12 protein-coding genes are annotated in these 16,942 nt (G+C 70.3%); 2 read left to right on the plus strand and 10 right to left on the minus strand.

The features are described from left to right. Positions 1 to 5 precede the first annotated feature (5 nt). The 4 genes from B0W80_RS01480 to B0W80_RS01495 all read right to left on the minus strand — a co-directional run bounded on the left by B0W80_RS01480 (position 6) and on the right by B0W80_RS01495 (position 6,198). Entirely contained in the window at positions 6 to 3,029 is a 3,024-nt protein-coding gene (locus B0W80_RS01480; protein WP_076997322.1) for a winged helix-turn-helix domain-containing protein, read from the minus strand. Between the two features lie 100 nt (positions 3,030 to 3,129). After that, positions 3,130 to 4,101 carry a DMT family transporter gene (locus tag B0W80_RS01485; RefSeq protein ID WP_076997323.1) on the minus strand — a complete coding sequence of 324 codons (972 nt, stop codon included), beginning with the start codon at positions 4,099 to 4,101 and terminating at the stop codon, positions 3,130 to 3,132. Beyond that, positions 4,098 to 4,634, minus strand: a complete 537-nt coding sequence (locus tag B0W80_RS01490; RefSeq protein WP_076997324.1) for a methylated-DNA--[protein]-cysteine S-methyltransferase — start codon at positions 4,632 to 4,634, stop codon at positions 4,098 to 4,100. The genes B0W80_RS01485 and B0W80_RS01490 overlap by 4 nt, the downstream gene beginning before the upstream one ends. 10 nt (positions 4,635 to 4,644) lie before the next feature. Next, on the minus strand, positions 4,645 to 6,198 hold the full coding sequence (locus B0W80_RS01495; RefSeq protein ID WP_076997427.1) for an AlkA N-terminal domain-containing protein: 1,554 nt from the start codon (positions 6,196 to 6,198) through the stop codon (positions 4,645 to 4,647). Between the two features lie 135 nt (positions 6,199 to 6,333). Here B0W80_RS01495 and B0W80_RS01500 point away from each other — a divergent pair, with 135 nt between their 5' ends. Then, complete coding sequence (locus B0W80_RS01500) at positions 6,334 to 7,716, plus strand: phosphomannomutase/phosphoglucomutase (RefSeq protein ID WP_076997325.1); 1,383 nt, start codon at positions 6,334 to 6,336, stop codon at positions 7,714 to 7,716. 20 nt (positions 7,717 to 7,736) lie between these two features. Further along, positions 7,737 to 9,107 carry a 3-deoxy-D-manno-octulosonic acid transferase gene (locus B0W80_RS01505; protein ID WP_076997428.1) on the plus strand — a complete coding sequence of 457 codons (1,371 nt, stop codon included), beginning with the start codon at positions 7,737 to 7,739 and terminating at the stop codon, positions 9,105 to 9,107. A gap of 31 nt (positions 9,108 to 9,138) precedes the next feature. On the opposite strand, the gene B0W80_RS01510 is transcribed toward B0W80_RS01505, so the two are convergent. From B0W80_RS01510 to B0W80_RS01535, 6 genes are all read right to left on the minus strand, one after another. Further along, entirely contained in the window at positions 9,139 to 10,680 is a 1,542-nt protein-coding gene (locus B0W80_RS01510; protein ID WP_076997326.1) for a TolC family outer membrane protein, read from the minus strand. Positions 10,681 to 10,760: 80 nt separating this feature from the next. Then, entirely contained in the window at positions 10,761 to 11,099 is a 339-nt protein-coding gene (locus tag B0W80_RS01515; protein WP_076997327.1) for a rhodanese-like domain-containing protein, read from the minus strand. Between the two features lie 10 nt (positions 11,100 to 11,109). Then, positions 11,110 to 11,793, minus strand: a complete 684-nt coding sequence (locus B0W80_RS01520; protein ID WP_076997328.1) for a protein-L-isoaspartate O-methyltransferase — start codon at positions 11,791 to 11,793, stop codon at positions 11,110 to 11,112. A gap of 47 nt (positions 11,794 to 11,840) precedes the next feature. Beyond that, entirely contained in the window at positions 11,841 to 15,074 is a 3,234-nt protein-coding gene (locus B0W80_RS01525) for an efflux RND transporter permease subunit (RefSeq protein ID WP_076997329.1), read from the minus strand. Positions 15,075 to 15,087: 13 nt separating this feature from the next. Further along, complete coding sequence (locus B0W80_RS01530) at positions 15,088 to 16,245, minus strand: efflux RND transporter periplasmic adaptor subunit (protein ID WP_306171826.1); 1,158 nt, start codon at positions 16,243 to 16,245, stop codon at positions 15,088 to 15,090. Next, a complete protein-coding gene (locus tag B0W80_RS01535) occupies positions 16,242 to 16,919 on the minus strand; it encodes a TetR/AcrR family transcriptional regulator (RefSeq protein ID WP_076997330.1) in 678 nt (225 codons plus the stop codon). The genes B0W80_RS01530 and B0W80_RS01535 overlap by 4 nt, the downstream gene beginning before the upstream one ends. Between the last annotated feature and the right edge of the window lie 23 nt (positions 16,920 to 16,942).

Raw genomic sequence — 16,942 nt, forward strand, 5'->3', positions numbered from 1 at the left:
GCGGGTCAGCACGCGGGCACGCGCAGTTCATGTTCCAGCGTCAGCACGCACACCTCGGCGGGGGCGAGCTTCGCGCCTTGCGCCAGCAAGGTCTGCAAAGCCTCGTCCCCGAGGCGTTCCACGAGCTGCGCGCAATGCCGTTCGCGGTAGGCCGCCAGGTCGAAACCTCTCCAGCTCCGGTTCTGCGCGGCGGTGGCGTAGCCCAGCAGCAATGCCGCTGCGCGCAGGCGCCTCTCTTTGAAAGCCAGCGTGTAGTAGACGTGGCTGAAGAACTCGAAGCTGCGCCATTCGATGGTGCGGCAGAACTTGAAGAGCCGCGCCAGGGCCTGCCTGGCCTCGGGCAGTCGGTCGAGCTTCAGCAGGCAGTTGGCCATGGTGCCGCTGAGCACGACGATGGCGCCGGGGCTCTGGATATCGGCCTCCGACAGGCCATCGCTGCAGGTGCGCAATGCGTCGTCGTAGCGGTGCAGGCCGAGCTGGGCGACCGCGATCTGGTTCATGAAGTGGCCTGCCCAGGCCATCGCCCCGCAAGATCTGGCCAGCTGCAGTCCGCGCTCGGCGGATGCCAGTGCGTCGACGTGACGACGGCGTTTGGTCGCGACACCGAAGCCGAGCATGAAGCGTGGCAGCCGCCATCGGGCGGGCCAGTCCTGCTGCTCGATGGCATCGATCTCCCGAACCATCGCATCCACGCTGTCCACGGCGTCGGACGATGCCATGGCCCGCAGGCAGAGCGCCTGGTAGAGCCACATGGGCTCGTTCAGCCCGCGGAAGTAGCTCTCAGCACGGGCTGCGCACGAATGCATCACCTCGTCGCCGAAGTTCATCTGCAGATGCGCACGCGCGAACCAGTAGCGCCCGGCGACCAGCGGGTCGACTTCCGCGCTGGCGGCGTCGAGGTCGCGCGCGCGGCGCCGCAATTCCTGCGACAGCGCGAGCATGCTGAAGAGCGCGGTCGACGCCGCGATCGCCCGCACGGCGAACGCGATGTCGTTGGCTTGTGCCCAGTCGAGCGCCGCACGCAGGTTGTCGAGTTCGGGCGACCAGAGCGCGAGCCATTCCGCATCGGTCATTTCGGCCTGCATCGGTTCTGCCCGTTCGAATGCGGCCACCAGTGCATGGGCATGCGCGCGCGCAGCCTCGATTCGCGTTCCGTCGCCGCCAAGCAAGCCGATCGCATACTCGCGCGCGCTTTCGGGCATGCGCCAGCGCGGCGGGTCGCTACTGTCGCCGTTGAGCAGCGACCGGTCGGCCAGCGATTGCACGACGTCGAGCACGGCGACGCCATCGCCGGGCAGTTCGTCGCAGAGGGCCTGGGCCAAGTCGAGCGTGAAGCCGCCGACGAAGACGCCGAGCAATCGAAAGACGCGGGCCTCGGGTGCCGACAGCAGGCCCACGCTCCAGTCCAGCGCGGCGCGCAGGGTTCGCTGCCGGTCCGGCGTGTCGCGGCCGCTGCCCGACAGGATGGCCAGGCGCTGCGCCAGCCGCGACTCGAGGCCTCTCAAGCCCAGCAGCCTCACGCGCGACGCGGCCAGCCGGATCGCGAGCGGCATGGCATCGAGGCGAGCACAGATGCTGGCTGCCGTTTCGACGTCGCCATCGGCGAGCTGAAAGCGTTCGTCCGCGGCCTTGGCGTGATCGAGGAACATGGCGACGGCCGGCGCCTGCCTCGCGCTGGCCGCGCTGTCGCCCGGTAAGGGGAGGGCGAGTCCACCCAGTCGGTACACGCGCTCCTGTTCGACCTTCAACGGCGCCTGGCTGGTGACGAGCAGGCGCACCTGCGCGGCCGCACCGAGCACGGCCACGGCCAGGCGCGCGACGGAATCGACCAGGTGCTCGGCGTTGTCGAGGACGATGGTGCATTGCAAGGGCGCCAATGCAGACAGCAGGCCCGGCAGCGGATCGGCCCCCCCGAAAGGCAGGCCGAGGGCCGTGGCGATGGTGGAGGGCAGCAGTGCCGCGTCGTCGAGCGGCGCGAGGCCGACCCAGGCCACGCCATCGCGCGAGGCGAGGGCGCGTGCGTGGGCCGTGGCCAGCGCGACCATCGTCTTGCCGACACCGCCCGCCCCGATGATCGTCACCAGGCGATGCTGCGCGAGCAGTTCTTCGATCGCCGCCAGATCGGCCGCGCGGCCGAAGACCTGGCCCGGCGCCACGGGCAGGCGCACAGGTGCGGCCATCGGGCCGGTGGGGCCGCGTTCGACGCCGGCGAACAGCATGTAGCCCTGGCCGGGAATGGTCTTGAGCATCTCGAAGCCCGCGGCCCCCAGTGCGGCGCGCACTTCGCCGACCGCACGCGCCGCGGCATCGTCCGCGGCACCGCCATCGGGCCACACGGCGGCGAGCAGGGCTTCCTTGGTGACGACCCGGCCGGTCTTGCCGGCCAAGGCCGTCAGCACGGCGCGCGCCTCGCGGCTCAGCGTGACGACCCGTTGTGCCGCATCGCGCAGCTCGCCGCGATCGTTGTCGAAGTGGAAGCCGGCGATCTGCATGCCGGCGTGGCCGCGCCGCAGCGCGAAGGCATGGATGGGCTCGGGCAGGTTCTTTCCGCTGTGCAGACCCAGGTCGTCGAAGTGGATGTCGACACGGTGGCCGATGGCGCCATGCGCCGCTTCCGACAGCGCGATGCCGCCCGCGTCCGCCAGGCTCTGCAGCCGGGCCGCGACGTTGACGCCGTTGCCGTAGACGGTGCCGTCCGGCTTCTCGAACAGGTCGCAGAGATGGATGCCGATGCGAAACAGCAAGCGGTGGTCGTCGTGCGCACCGGCGAGGGCGGCAGCGAGCTGCTGCTGGATGGCGAGTGCCGCGTCCAGCGCGCCCTGTGCCGTGCCGAAGACGGCCAGCACCGAATCGCCGGCGGTGTCGACGACGCGCCCGTCGTTGACTTCGGTTTCATGGCGGAAGACCTCGCGGGCCGCGTCGAGCATCGCGAGGGTCCGCCGCTCGTCGACGGCCATCAGGCGTGAATAGCCTTCTGCATCGGCAGCCAGCACTGCCGTCAGCCGATGGTTCAAGCGGGCCGTCGTCATGGAAGCGCGCGGCGGACGGTGCCGTCCGGAGCGCGTGCGCCAGCATAGCGACGGCACGGGGTGCCGTCCATGCGACGGACTTGGCTTCTTCGGCGAATGCTCAGGCCTGGGCGCGCTGGCGGCGACCCAGGTGCACCAGGCCCGTCGACAGCGCCACGCCGCAGACGATCACGGCCGCGCAGACCAGCATCCACTGGGTGACGTGTTCGCCGAGGAAGATCACGCCGTAGAACACCGCGAACACCGGCACCAGGAAGGTGACGGTCAGCGCGCGCGCCGGGCCGGCGGTTTCGATGATGCGGAAGAACAGGATGTAGGCCAGCGCCGTGCAGGCCGTGCCCAGCGCCACCAGGGCGAGCCAGGCCTTCATGCTCGGCATTTGCGCCGGCCACAGCAGGAGCGCCGGCACCGCCAGCGCCAGCGTGGCGCCGATCTGGCTGCCGGCCGCGGTGGCCAGCGCCGGTACGCCGGTCAGGTGCTTGCGCGTGAGGCTGGCCGCGAAGGCGTAGCAAATGCAGGCGGCGAGGCAGGCGGCCATGGCCCAGCGCGCGGCCGTTTCGTCGGCGCCCGACTGGAAGCCCGCGCTGCCGCCGGCCAGCATGGCGACGCCGGCGAAGCCGATGACCAGGCCCAGGCTGCGCGAGCGGTCGGGCCGCTCGCCGAAGAAACCCCATGCGACCAGCGCACCGAACATCGGCACGGTGGCGTTGAGCACGGCGCCCAGGCCGCTGTTGATGCTGATCAGCGCGAAGGAGAACAAGGCGAAGGGCAGGCCCGAATTCAGGATGCCGATGCCCAGCGCCGGCTTCCAGTACCGGTACAGGCTCGGGCCGTGCCCGCGCGCCAGCATCAGCGGCACGAGCAGCAGCGTGGCGATGCCGACGCGTACCGCTGCCGTCGGCAGCGCGCCGAACTCGGGCGCGCAGATGCGCATGAACAGGAACGACGCACCCCACAGGGCGCCCAGCAGCACGAGGTCGAGCAGCCAGGCCTTGCCGGGGCGGCGGGCGGGGAGCGGTGCCGGAATGGTGGTCGAAGGCTTGCCTTCCGCGCTGCACTCGCCTTCGCTCATCGAGCCGACTCCCACAGGCTGGCGGTCTCTTGTGCTGCGCGCGCGCCTTCGAGCGTCAGCAGGGCGCTCTTGCGTTCCAGGCCACCTGCATAACCCGTCAGCGAGCCGTTGCTGCCGACGACGCGGTGGCAGGGCACGATCACGCTGATCGGGTTGCGGCCCACCGCGGCCCCGACCGCGCGCACGGCGGCGGGGCTGCCGATGTCGCTGCTCAACGTGCCGTAACTCGTCGTGCGTCCCATCGGAATGGCGAGCAGGGCCTGCCATACGGCTTGCTGGAAGGCCGTGCCGTGCGACAGGTCGAGCGGCAGGTCGAAGTGGCGACGGCGGCCAGCGAAGTAGTCGGCCAGCTGAAGGGCCGCCTCGCGCAGCGCGGGATGGTCGGGGTCGCTCTGCCAGCCGGCCATGTCGGGCCAGTGGCGCTGTTGGTCGAACCAGGCGCCGGCAAGGCCGCGGTCGGTGGCGGCCAGCACGATGTCGCCGAGGCGGCTGTCGATGCGGGTGCTGCGGATGAGGGTGTTCTTGAATTTCATGTTGGATGCCTCAGGCGGGAACGTTGTCGGGGGCCGCCGCGGCGGCCGGGGATCCGCTGCCCGGAAGCGGACTGTGCCACGCCCGCAGCACCGCATAGCTGCGCCAGGGTCGCCAGGCCTGCGAGGCCTCGGCCGCGGCGCGCGCCGTGGTCACGCGCAGCGCCTTCTGCAGCGCCACGTCGCCGGCCGGAAACGCATCGGGCCAGCGCAGCGCGCGCATCGCGATGTATTGCGCGGTCCAGTCGCCGATGCCGGGCAGGGCCTGCAACGCGGCCAGCGTGGCGGGCACGTCGGCACCGGCATGCAGGGTGAGTTGCCCCTCCATGGCCGCACGGGCCAGCGACGCGAGCGCGGCCTGCCGCTGGCGCACGATGCCCAGGCTGCCCAGCAGGTCGCCGCTGGCGCCGGCAATGGCGGCCGGCGTGGGGAACAGCCGGTCGAGCCCGGGGATGGGCGTCGAGATCGGCTCACCCAGCGCCTGCACCAGGCGCGAGCGCAGGGTGCGGGCCGCGGCCACGGTGATCTGCTGGCCCAGCACCGCGCGCACCGCGAGTTCGAAGCCGTCGACCGTGCCCGGTACGCGCAGCCCGTCGCCCTGCGGAAAGCTGGCGTGCAGCGCGGCGTTGATCGCCATCGGGTCGGCGTCGAGGTCGAGCATCGCGCGCACCCGGCTGATCACCGTCGGCAGCACGGCGGCAAGCGATTCGCCCACCTGCAGCAGCAACTGTTCGCGTGCCACGTCGAAGCGCAGGCGCAGCCAGCCCGCATGGACCTGCTCGCCCTGCACCACGCGCAGCGTGCGGGCCAGCTGCGGCGCGCCGGCATCCGGGTCGGCGACTTCCACGCCGGCCAGCGCGCGGCGTGCGAAGAAGCCGAGCATCGCCTGCGCGTCGTAAGGCGGGCGGAATCCGAGCCGCACGTGGACGGCGCCACCGGCGCCGCCCGCATCGCCACCCGCGCTCGGCCCGGCGCGCCGCAGCGCGCTCGGGTTCAGGCCGTAGTGCGACACGAAGGCCGCGTTGAAGCGCCTTACGCTGGCGAAGCCGCTGGCCAGCGCCACCTGCGTCATCGGCAGGCGGGTGTCGGCGATCAGCTGCTTGGCGGCCAGCAGGCGCCGCGTCTGCAGGTACTGCAACGGCGAGACGCCGAACTGCGCCTCGAAGATGCGGCGCAGGTGGCGGTCGCTCACGCCCAGGCGTGCGGCGATGCGGGCCGCGCCGGGGCCATCCTCGTCCCACGCGTCGGGCTCGTCGATCAGGCGGGCGGCCTGCAGCGCGAGGATGCGGGAGGCGTCTTCGGTCGACCAGCTGGCGGCGCGCGGCGCCAGTTCGGGCCGGCAGCGCAGGCAGGGGCGAAAGCCCGCGGCCTCGGCCTGGGCCGCATGCTGGAAGAAGCGGCAGTTCTCGCGCCGCGGCAGCTTGACGCGGCAGACCGGCCGGCAGTAGACACCGGTGGAAGTCACGCCAGTGAAGAAGGAGCCGTCGAAGCGCGCATCGTGGGCCTTCATGGCCAGGTAGCAGGCGTCGCTCTCGAGCGTGGCGGGGGTGGCGGCAGCGGGAGACATGCGGCCCATCATACGAACCGGGGCGGGCTGATGTAGCCATTTCCGGACATCTGGCACGAAAGGCGCATGCCTACAATCGTGTTCATTTCCGATCCCCCAGATCGGCAGATCCTCCAACCACTGCAAAGGACGCCCATGCAGCTCAGCGCAACCATCTTCAAGGCCTATGACATCCGCGGCGTCGTGCCCTCCACGCTCGATGCCGGCGTTGCCGAGGCATTGGGCAAGGCCTTCGGCAGCGCGGCCCGCGCGGCCGGCGAAAAAGCGGTGGCCGTGGGGCGCGACGGGCGCCTGTCGGGCCCGGCGCTCTCCGAGGCGCTGATCCGCGGCCTGGTGGCCACGGGCGTCGAGGTCATCGACGTCGGCGCCGTCACCACGCCCATGCTGTACTTCGCGGCCCACACGCTGGCCACCAGCGGCATCCAGGTCACGGGCAGCCACAACCCCAAGGACTACAACGGCTTCAAGATGGTGCTGGCCGGCCGCGCCATCTACGGCGACGAGATCCAGGGCCTGCGCCGCGTCATGGAAGCCGACAGCGCCACGCTCGCCCCCGGCGGCAGCGTGCGCAAGGTCGACGTGCTGGAGGCCTACACGCAGCGCATCGTGGGCGACATCAAGCTCGCGCGGCCCATCAAGATCGTGGTCGACTCGGGCAACGGCATCGCCGGCGCCTCGGCCCCGGCCATCCTGCGCGCCATCGGCTGCGAGGTGACCGAGCTGTTCAGCGAAGTCGACGGCGACTTCCCCAACCACCACCCCGACCCCAGCAAGCCCGAGAACCTGAAGGACCTGATCGCAGCCCTGGCCACCGGCGATGCCGAGCTGGGCCTGGCCTTCGACGGCGACGGCGATCGCCTGGGCATCGTCACCAAGGACGGCCAGAACATCTTCCCCGACCGCCAGATGGTGCTGTTCGCGCAGGACGTGCTTTCGCGCGTGCCGGGCGGCACCATCGTCTACGACGTGAAGTGCTCGCAGCGCCTGGGCCCGGCCATCGAGGCCGCAGGCGGCAAGCCGATGATCTTCAAGACCGGCCATTCGCTGATCAAGGCCAAGATGAAGGAAATCGACTCGCCGCTGGGCGGCGAGATGAGCGGCCACATCTTCTTCAAGGAGCGCTGGTTCGGCTTCGACGACGGCACCTACGCGGGTTGCCGCCTGCTCGAGATCCTGAGCAAGACGGCCAACGCGAGCGACACCCTCAACAGCCTGCCCACGAGCTTCTCGACGCCCGAGCTGAACGTGAAGTGCGCCGAAGGCGAGCCGCATGCGCTGGTGGAGAAACTGGTCGGCACGGCCAAGTTCGACGCGCCGGCCACGGTGTCGACCATCGACGGCCTGCGCGTGGACTGGCCCGATGGCTTCGGCCTGATCCGCGCGTCGAACACCACGCCGGTGCTGGTGCTGCGCTTCGAAGGGCAGACGCAGGAAGCACTGGAGCGCATCCAGCATCAGTTCCTGACGCTGCTCAAGACCGTGAAGCCCGATGCGACCCTGGCCGAGGCGGCGCACTGAGCTGTGGATTTCCCTTGAGCGTGCGTTCGTTGCTCCTGCGCCTGTACGGCGCTTTCACCACCCTCGCGCAGCCACTGGTGCGGCGCAAGCTGCGCCGGCGCGCCGTGGCCGAGCCGGGCTATGCCCACGCGGTCGAAGAGCGCTTCGGCAGCTATGACGAAGCCACCACCGGCACCGGCTGGTGCTGGGTGCATGCCGTCTCGCTGGGCGAGGCGCGCGCGGCCGGCATCCTGATCGAGGAACTGCGCCGGCAGTACCCCAACATCCCGATCCTGCTGACCCATGGCACCGCCACGGGCCGCGAGGAGGGTGCCAAGCTGCTGCAAGAGGGCGACCTGCAGGTCTGGCAGCCCTGGGACGCGCCGGCCGCGGTGGCGAGCTTCCTCGACCGCTTTCAGCCGCGCATCGGCGTGCTGATGGAAACCGAGGTCTGGCCCGAGCTCACGGCCGCCTGCGCCGAGCGCCGCATTCCGCTGGTGCTGGCCAATGCGCGGCTCAACGAGAACTCGCTGGCTTCGGCCGAACGCCTGAGCTGGCTGGCGCGGCCGGCCTACTCGGCGCTCACCGCCGTATGGGCGCAGACCGAGGCCGACTCGCATCGCCTGGTGTCGCTGGGTGCCAAGGTCGAGGGTGTCTACGGCAACCTCAAGTTCGACGCCACGCCCGACGCACGCCAGCTCGCGACCGCGACGCGCCTGCGCGGCCAGTTGCCGCGCCCCATCGTCATGCTGGCCAGCTCGCGCGACGGCGAGGAGGCGCAGCTGCTCGACGTGCTCAAGCGCTTCGGCGCGCTCACGCCGGTGCCGCCGGCACAGGACGCGGTGCAGTCCATCTCCAAGCGTGTGCACGACGTGCAATGGATGATCGTGCCGCGCCATCCGCAGCGCTTCGACGAGGTGGCGGCGCTCATCGAATCCAAGGGTTTCGCGGTGGCACGGCGCAGCGCGGCCGGCGCGCCGGCCGAGTCCGAGATCTGGCTCGGCGATTCGCTCGGCGAGATGGCGCTGTACTACGGCCTGGCCGATGCGGCGCTGCTGGGCGGCAGCTTCGAGGCGCTCGGCGGGCAGAACCTGATCGAAGCCGCGGCCTGCGGCTGCCCGGTGATCATGGGGCCGTCGACCTACAACTTCGCCGAAGCGGCAGAGCTCTCGTTGGCAGCCGGCGCATCGCAGCGCGTGAACGACATGGAGCATGCGGTGACCGCGGCGCTCAAGCTGGTCGAGAACCCCGCGCTTCGCGAAACGATGGCCGAGGCGGCGCAAGCCTTCGCGGCCGCCAACCGCGGCGCGGCGCAGCGCACGGCCGCGGCCGTGCTGGCCATCGCGGAATCGGCGCCCGAGCCCGTCGCGGTCGCCATGGCCGAAGAGCGCACCGAGCCCAGCCTGGACTGAGTCTGCTGGCTCACCTCCGGGTGGCGACGCGTCAGCGCGTGGGCGGCAGGATCACCGGCGGCGGAGGCGGCGAGGGCATCGTCGGCTGCGTGGGCGCGAACGGCGGTGTCTGCACCGGCGGCACGGGCGGGATGATGACCGGCGCGCCGGGCGCGGTGGTGCCTCCGCTGCCGGGCTGCACGAAGGGCTGCTGTTGCTGTTGCGGCTGCGGTGGCGTGGCAGTCATGTCGACGGCCGGCCGGCCATCGGTGGCCAGCGTGCCGTTGATCGAGCGCAGGTCGTCCGGCGTCAGCGTGCCGTTGGCCTGGCGCAGCTTGAGGTTGCCCAGCAAGACGTTGTAGCGCGCCACCGCCAGGTCGCGCTTGGTCTGGTAGAGCTGGCTCTGCGAATTGAGCACGTCGATGTTGATGCGCACGCCGACCTGGTAGCCCAGGCGGTTGGCGTCCAGTGCGCTCTGGCTCGATGACTCCGCGGCTTCCAGGGCCTTCACCTGGCCTGCGCCGGACACCAGGCCCAGGTAGGCGGCGCGCGTCGCCTGCGCCACGCTGCGTCGCGTGGATTCGAGCACCGAGCGCGACTGCTCTTCGAGCGCCAGCGTTTCCTTCACGCGGTTCTCGATGGCGAAGCCGGCGAACAGCGGCATGCTGAAGGTCACGCCGACCGTGGCGGCATTGATGCGCGAGCGGCCCGTGGTGGTGCTGGTGCCCTGCGGGTTGTTGGTGACGTTGTAGCCCAGGTTCGCGTCGATGACGGGCTTGTGGCCGGCCCGGGCCTTTTGCACTTCGAGGCCGGCCACGTCGAGGCCGAGCCGCGCCTGGCGGATCGAGGGGCTGACGTCTTCGGACTGCGCGACCCAGGCGTTCATGTCGGCCGGCAAGACCTCGGGCAGCTGCACCGGCGCGGCCAGCGGCACCGGCGCGGTGGCGGTGCGGCCGACCAGCTGGTCGAGCGCGATCTTCTTGACCTGCAGGTCGTTCTCGGCCGCGATCTCCTGCGAGATGACGAGGTCGTAGCGCGCCTGCGCTTCGCGGCTGTCGGTGATGGTGGAGGTGCCGACCTCGAAGTTGCGCTTGGCCGCCGCGAGCTGCTCGGCCACCGCTGCCTTCTGGGCGCGCACCAGCGACAGGGTGTCGGTTGCCGCCAGCACGTCGAAGTAGGCCTGGCTCGTGCGCACAACGAGATCCTGGTCGGCGACGGTCAGCACGGCCTGCGCGATGTCCGCCTGGTACTTGCTCTGCTCGTAGGTCGCCCAGTTCGCGGGCCGGTACAGCGGCTGCGAGGCGTTGATGCCCGCGCTCTGCGTGTTGAAGCCGCGCGAGGCGCCGCCCGCGGGCGTGTTCACGTCGAGCTCGGTGCGCGAGGCGCCGGCCGAGAGCCCCACCGACGGCAGGATGCCGGCCTTGGCCTGCGCGGCACGCGCCAGCGTGGCGTCGTACTGGGCGCGGGCGGCCTGGTATGTCGCGTCGTAGCCGCGCGCGGCTTCGTAGAGCTCGATCAGGCTCTGGCCGTGGGCCGGCAGTGCGATCGCGGCGGCGATGGCCGCCGTGAGGGGAAGTAGCCGGTGCACGGGCATGAGCGTCCTTGGGTCTCTCTGAAAAAAAGCGGTCGATGGCGCGGGTCGGTGGCGCGGAGCGTTGGCGAAATGCGGCGCGCTCAGTAGCGCGGCACGGCGGCGTCGTGCTGGATGGACCAGGCGTCGATGCCGCCGGCGACGTTCGCCACATCGGCAAAGCCGTTCTGTTCGAGGAACAGGGCCACACGCTGGCTGCGCGCGCCGTGATGGCACAGGCAGGCGACGCGCTGGGCCGGGTCGAGTTCGGCAATGCGCGCCGGAATTTCGTTCATGGGAATCGCGACGAGCATGAAGCCCTGCGGCGCCACGCTGGCGGTCTGCAGCTCCCAGGGCTCGCGCACGTCAAGCAGCACGGGCTGCGCGGCGGCGTCGAGTGCGTACCAGTCGGCCAGCCGGGCCGGAGAGACTTGTTCGACCATTGGCGCCTGCCTAGAAATTGAAGCGCGAAGGCGCCGGGAAGTTGAGCAGGCGCGGCGCGACCGTGTCCCAGGGCTGCAGGGTGTCCCACTTGCCCTCGGCCACGCGGGTCACGAAGTGGGCACGCATCATGGGCTCGTCGCCGACGATGGCGGCCATGCGCCCGCCCATTTTGAGCGAGCCCATCAGGCCCTGGGGCAGGCGCGCGACGGAGCCGCTGAGCACGATCACGTCGAAGGTGGGTCCGCTGGGCAGCGGCACCGAGCCGTCGCCATGGCGCACTTCGACGTTGCCCACGCCGTTGCGGCGCAGGTTCTCGGCGGCGAGCGTGGCCAGGCCGGCATCGATTTCGAGCGTGAGCACCTGGGCCGCGCGGTAGGCCAGCAGCGCGGCCATGAAGCCGGAGCCGGTGCCGACCTCGAGCACGCTCTCGTGCTTCTGGATGTGCAGGTCTTGCAGCATGCGGGCCTCGACCTTGGGCGAGAGCATGACCTGGCCGGGCGCCTTGTTCTTGCTGCCTTCGAGCGGGATTTCCATGTCGAAGAAGGCCAGGCTGCGATGGGCGCGGGGCACGTAGTCTTCGCGGCGGATCTGCGAAAGCAGCTCGAGGATGTCGAAGTCCAGCACATCCCAGGGTCGGATCTGCTGCTCGATCATGTTGAAGCGCAGGCGCTCCAGGTCGGTGGTGGCGGTCATGGGGTCATTCCTCGTAGGTGTGTGTGGCGCAGGAAGGCAGGTCGGCTTCAGGACAAACCCTCGATTTTAGGCGGCGCATGTGACGCGATTTCCCCCTGCGGCTGCGGCCTGCGCTCGCCGCGCCAGCGTCGCTTGGCCCAGGCGGCCAGGTCGTCCATGTAGCAATAGACCACCGGCACGACGACCAGGGTCAGCAGCGACGACGTGATCACGCCGCCGATCACCGCCTGGCCCATGGGCGCGCGCTGCTCCGATCCCTCGCTGAGCGCGAAGGCGAGCGGCACCATGCCGAAGATCATGGCCAGCGTGGTCATGAGGATGGGGCGCAGCCGCACGCGGGCCGCGAGCAGCAGGGCCTCGGCGCGCGGCAGGCCGGGCACGGTGGTGCCATCGGGTTGCGGCACGGGCTCGCGCGCGCGGATGGCGAAGTCGACCAGCAGGATCGCGTTCTTGGTCACCAGCCCCATCAGCATCACGACGCCGATGATCGAGAACATCGACAGCGTCGAGCCGAACATCATGAGCGCGAGCACCACGCCGATCAGCGTGAGCGGCAGCGCGGTCATCAGTGCCAGCGGCTGCAGGAAGCTCTTGAACTGGCTGGCCAGGATCATGTAGATGAAGATGATCGCCAGCGCCAGGGCCGACACCGCGTAGCCGAAGCTTTCCTGCATGTTCTTGGTCGAGCCGCTGAACTGCCAGCCGTAGCCGGGCGGGAAGGCGATGCCGGCCAGCGCGGCGCGGACGTCGGCCGACACCTCGCCGGCCGAGCGGCCTGCCGCATTGGCGTTGATGCTCACCTCGCGCGCCAGGGCGCGCCGGTTGATCTGGTTGGGGCCCGTGCTCTCGCGCACCTCGGCCACCTGCTGCAGCCGCACGATGCGGCTGGAGCCGTCGGCGTTGGCGCCCATGGTCGTGCTCACGAAGGGCAGGCGCGCCAGGTCGGCCGGCGAGTTGCGCACCTCGGGCGCGAGGCGCACGTTGACGTCGTAGGTCTGGTCGTCGGGCGCGCGCCAGTTGCCTACGGTGGTGCCGGCCACCAGCGTGCGCAGCGCGGTCGCGATGGGCGCCACGCCCAGGCCCAGGTCGGACGCCGCGTCGCGCCGCACCACCACGTTCACGGTCGGCTTGTTGGGCTTCTGGCTCGAATCGAGATCGACCAGGCCGGGGATGGGGCGGATCGCCTCCATCACGCGCAACGTCAGCCGCTCCAGCTCCTGCAGGTCGGGCCCCTGCAGCGAGAACTCGATCGCCTTGTTGCCGCCCACCGCGTCGCGCAGGCCGACGTGGGTGACGGTGATGCCCGGCACGCTGCGCAGCCGGTCGCGCAGCACGGTCGACATCCGGTCGACGCTGCGGTCGCGCTGGTGGCGGTCGACCAGGCGCACGTAGATGCTCGCGTAGATCTTGCCCTGCGCATCGCCGGTGTTGATGGTGGAGAGCGTGTAGCGCACCTCGGGCATCTCGCGCAGGATGCCTTCGACCTGGCGGGCCTTGGCCTCGGTGACCTCGAGCGACGACCCGACCGGCGTATAGAAGCTGATGTTGGTTTCGGAGTAGTCGGCCTTGGGCACGAACTCCGTGCCCAGCAGCGGCACCATCACGATGCTGCCGGCGAAGATGCCGATGGCCGCGAAGAGGGTGGCGAGCTTGTGTGCGAGCGACCAGCGCAGGATGGATTGGTAGCCGTCGCCGAGGCGGTCGGTGGCGCGGTCGAACCAGCCGGTGACACGGCCGATGGTCTTGTCGTAAAGGCCGGTCGGCGCCTTGCGCTGGCCGTGGGTGTCGATCGACGGGTCGTGCCACACGCTCGACAGCATCGGGTCGAGCGTGAAGCTCACGAACATCGAGATCAGCACCGCCGCCACGATGGTGATGCCGAACTCGTGGAAGAACTTGCCGATGATGCCTTCCATGAAGCCGATGGGCAGGAACACCGCCACGATCGACAGCGTGGTGGCCAGCACCGCGAGCCCGATCTCCTGCGTGCCGTCGAGCGACGCCGCATAGGGCGCCTTGCCCATCTGCACGTGGCGCACGATGTTCTCGCGCACCACGATCGCGTCGTCGATCAGCAGGCCCACGCACAGCGACAGCGCCATCAGCGTCACCATGTTGATGGTGAAGCCGAACATCGCCATGAACCAGAAGGTTCCGATCAGCGCGATCGGCAGCGTGAGGCCGGTGATGACGGTCGAGCGCCAGGAGTTGAGGAACAGGAACACGATCAGCACCGTGAGCAAGGCTCCCTCGATGAGCGTCTTGCGCACGTTGTCCACGGCCACCCGGATGGGGCGCGAGGCATCGCCGATAGGCTCGAGCTTCACGCCCGGCGGCAGCTGCGGCGCGATGTCCGCGAGCGCCTTGCGCAGGCCGTCGACGACCTGGATGGTGTTCTCGTCCTGCGCCTTCTGCACCGACAGCAGCAGCGTGCGCTGGCCGTTGTAGAGCGCCAGGCTTTCGAGCTCCTGCGCGCCGTCGCGCACGGTCGCGACCTGGTCGATGCGGATCGGCGCGCCGCCCTTGCGCGCGAGGATGATGCGGCCGAAGTCCTCAGGCCGCGCCATGCGCGCATCGATCTGCACCACGCGCTCCTGTTCGAGCGAGCGCACCGCACCCACGGGCAGCGCCTGGTTCTCGGCGCGCACCGCCTCGACCACCTGCTGCGCACTGACGCCGAAGGCTTCCATGGCCTGCGGGTTCAGGTAGATGTTGATCTCGCGCTTGGTGCCGCCGACCAGCGTGACCGAGCCGACGCCGCGCACGTTTTCGAGGCGCTTCTTCAGCACTTGATCGGCCCAGTTGGTCAGCTCCACCGCCGAGGGCTGAGCCCCCTTGGCGCCATCGGGCAGCACGGCCACCGACCACACCGGCCGCGAGGCCGGATCGAAGCGCAGCACGCGCGGCTCCTTCACCTCGTCGCGGAACAGCGGCCGCACGGCCGCGACCTTCTCGCGCACGTCGTCGGCCGCCTTGCGCCCGTCCACGTAGAGCTGGAACTCGATGATCACCACCGACTGCCCCTCGTAGCTGCGCGAGGTGAGGGCATTGATGCCGGCGATGGAGTTGACGCCTTCCTCCACCTTCTTGGTCACCTCGCTCTCGACGATCTCGGGCGAGGCGCCGGGGTATTCGGTGATCACCACCACCACCGGGAAGTCGATGTTGGGGAACTGGTCGACCGCGAGGCGCTGGTAGGAGAACAGGCCCAGCACCACCAGCGCCAGCATCAGCATGGTTGCGAAGACGGGGTTTTTCAGGCTGACGCGGGTGAACCACATGGCCGTGCTTGCGTCAGGGTGCGGTGGGCGCCGCGAGCCGCACCGCGGTGCCTTCGCGCAGCTGGCCGACGCTGCCGGCCACCACCGGCGCGCCCTCGTCGACGCCCTGCACCGCGATCAAGGTCTGGCCGCCGACCTGCCCGCGCAAGCCGGTCTGTACCGGCCGGTGCACGATGCGGCCCTCGATCACCACCTGCACGTAGGGCGCCGGCTTGTCGATGCGCACCGCCGAGAGCGGCAGCGCGAGCGCCTCGGTCTGGCCCACGGCCAGCGTGCCTTGCGCGAACAGGCCTTGCCGGAAGCCGGTGCTGCGGTCGAGCCGAAGGTAGACCAGCACGCTGCGGCTGCCCGCCTGTGCGCTCGGGTTGACGCGCACCACCGTGGCATCGACCTGCCGCGCCGCGGCCGTCGGGTCGAGCAGGCCGCTGCCTTCGACCTGCAGCGCCGCGCGCTGGCCCACGCGCACCGCCACCGAATCCGCGGCCGAAAGCGTGGCCTCCACTTCGAGCCGGCTCAGGTCCACCACCTCGATCACGCGTGCGTCGACCGAGACCCGCTCGCCGTTCTGCGCGAGCCGCTGGGCCACCTGGCCGTCGATGGGGCTGGTGAGCAGGGTGTCCTGCAGTGACTTGCGCGCCATGTCCACCGCCGCCAGCGCGGCCCGGTGTGTCGATCGTGCGGCGTTGAGGTTGGACAGCGACGTGTCCAGGGCGGTGCGGGAGATGAAGCCCTGGTCCACCAGCGCCTTGTTGTTCTCGTAGGTGCGCTGCGCCACGTCGGCCTGTGCATTGGCGCTGTCGGCCTGCTCCTGTGCCTGGCGCACGCGGGACTGGTAGTCGACCGGCTCGATGCGCGCGATGACCTGGCCGGCCTTGACGGTGTCGCCTTCGCGCACCGTGAGCCCGCTGAGTTCGCCGGGCACGCGGGCCTTGACCGCTGCCCAGTCGATGGCGCGCAGCGTGCCCGACACCGCCAGGGTCTGCGCCAGTTCGCGCCGCGCCGGGCGCACCACGTCGCCCTGCGCCAGCTGCACCACCGTCTCGGCGGGCGGCGCGGCCGCGGCCTGCTTGGCGCGGCGCGCCTCGATGGCGCGCATGGCGCCGGCGGCCAGCAGCACCAGCAGCAAGACGGCCACGGACCAGCCCAGGACGCGCTTCATGCCGAGCTTCATGGTTGCGCCTTCGGCGGCTTGCACAGGCCGTGCAGCACGGTCTCGGCCTGGATCGCGAGGTATCTGTCGGGGTCGATCGCGGACTGGCCGTCCACGCAGACCATGGCCGAATGCTTCCACAGCATGAGGAAGTTCATCGGGGCGATCACGGCGTAGATGGCATGGTCGATATCCACCGGCGCGAACTCGCCACTGTCGATGCCGCGTTGGATGATCCTCCGAAGCAGCGAGTGCCCGGGCCGCACCACCTGTTCGCGGTAGAACTCGGCGAGTTCGGGGAAGTTGTTGCCCTCGCTGAGCATCAGCTTGGTCAGGCCCGAGGCCTTGGTCGAGCCCACGCGCTCCCACCACACGTTCATGCAGTAGCGCAGCATCTCTTCGGTGCTGCCCTCGAAGGCCTCGAACTCGGCGTTCCACTCGGTGAAGCGGCCGGCGAGGTTTTCCATCACCACCGCCTTGAACAGCTCTTCCTTGCTCGGGAAGTAGAGGAACAGCGTGCCCTTGGACACGCCCGCGCGCGCCGCGACCTCTTCGGACCGCGTGGCGGCGAAGCCCTTGTCCACGAACAGGTCCAGCGCCGCCTCCAGCAGCTCGCCCGGCCGCGCCTCCTTGCGGCGTTCACGCTTGGCGCGCTCGGGGAACAGCTTGTCGCTGATGAAGCGGGAGGGGGGCATCGATGCCTTAATGACTGACGGGT

It is taken from the genome of Variovorax sp. KK3, from assembly GCF_001984055.1.
Lineage (GTDB): Bacteria > Pseudomonadota > Gammaproteobacteria > Burkholderiales > Burkholderiaceae_C > Variovorax.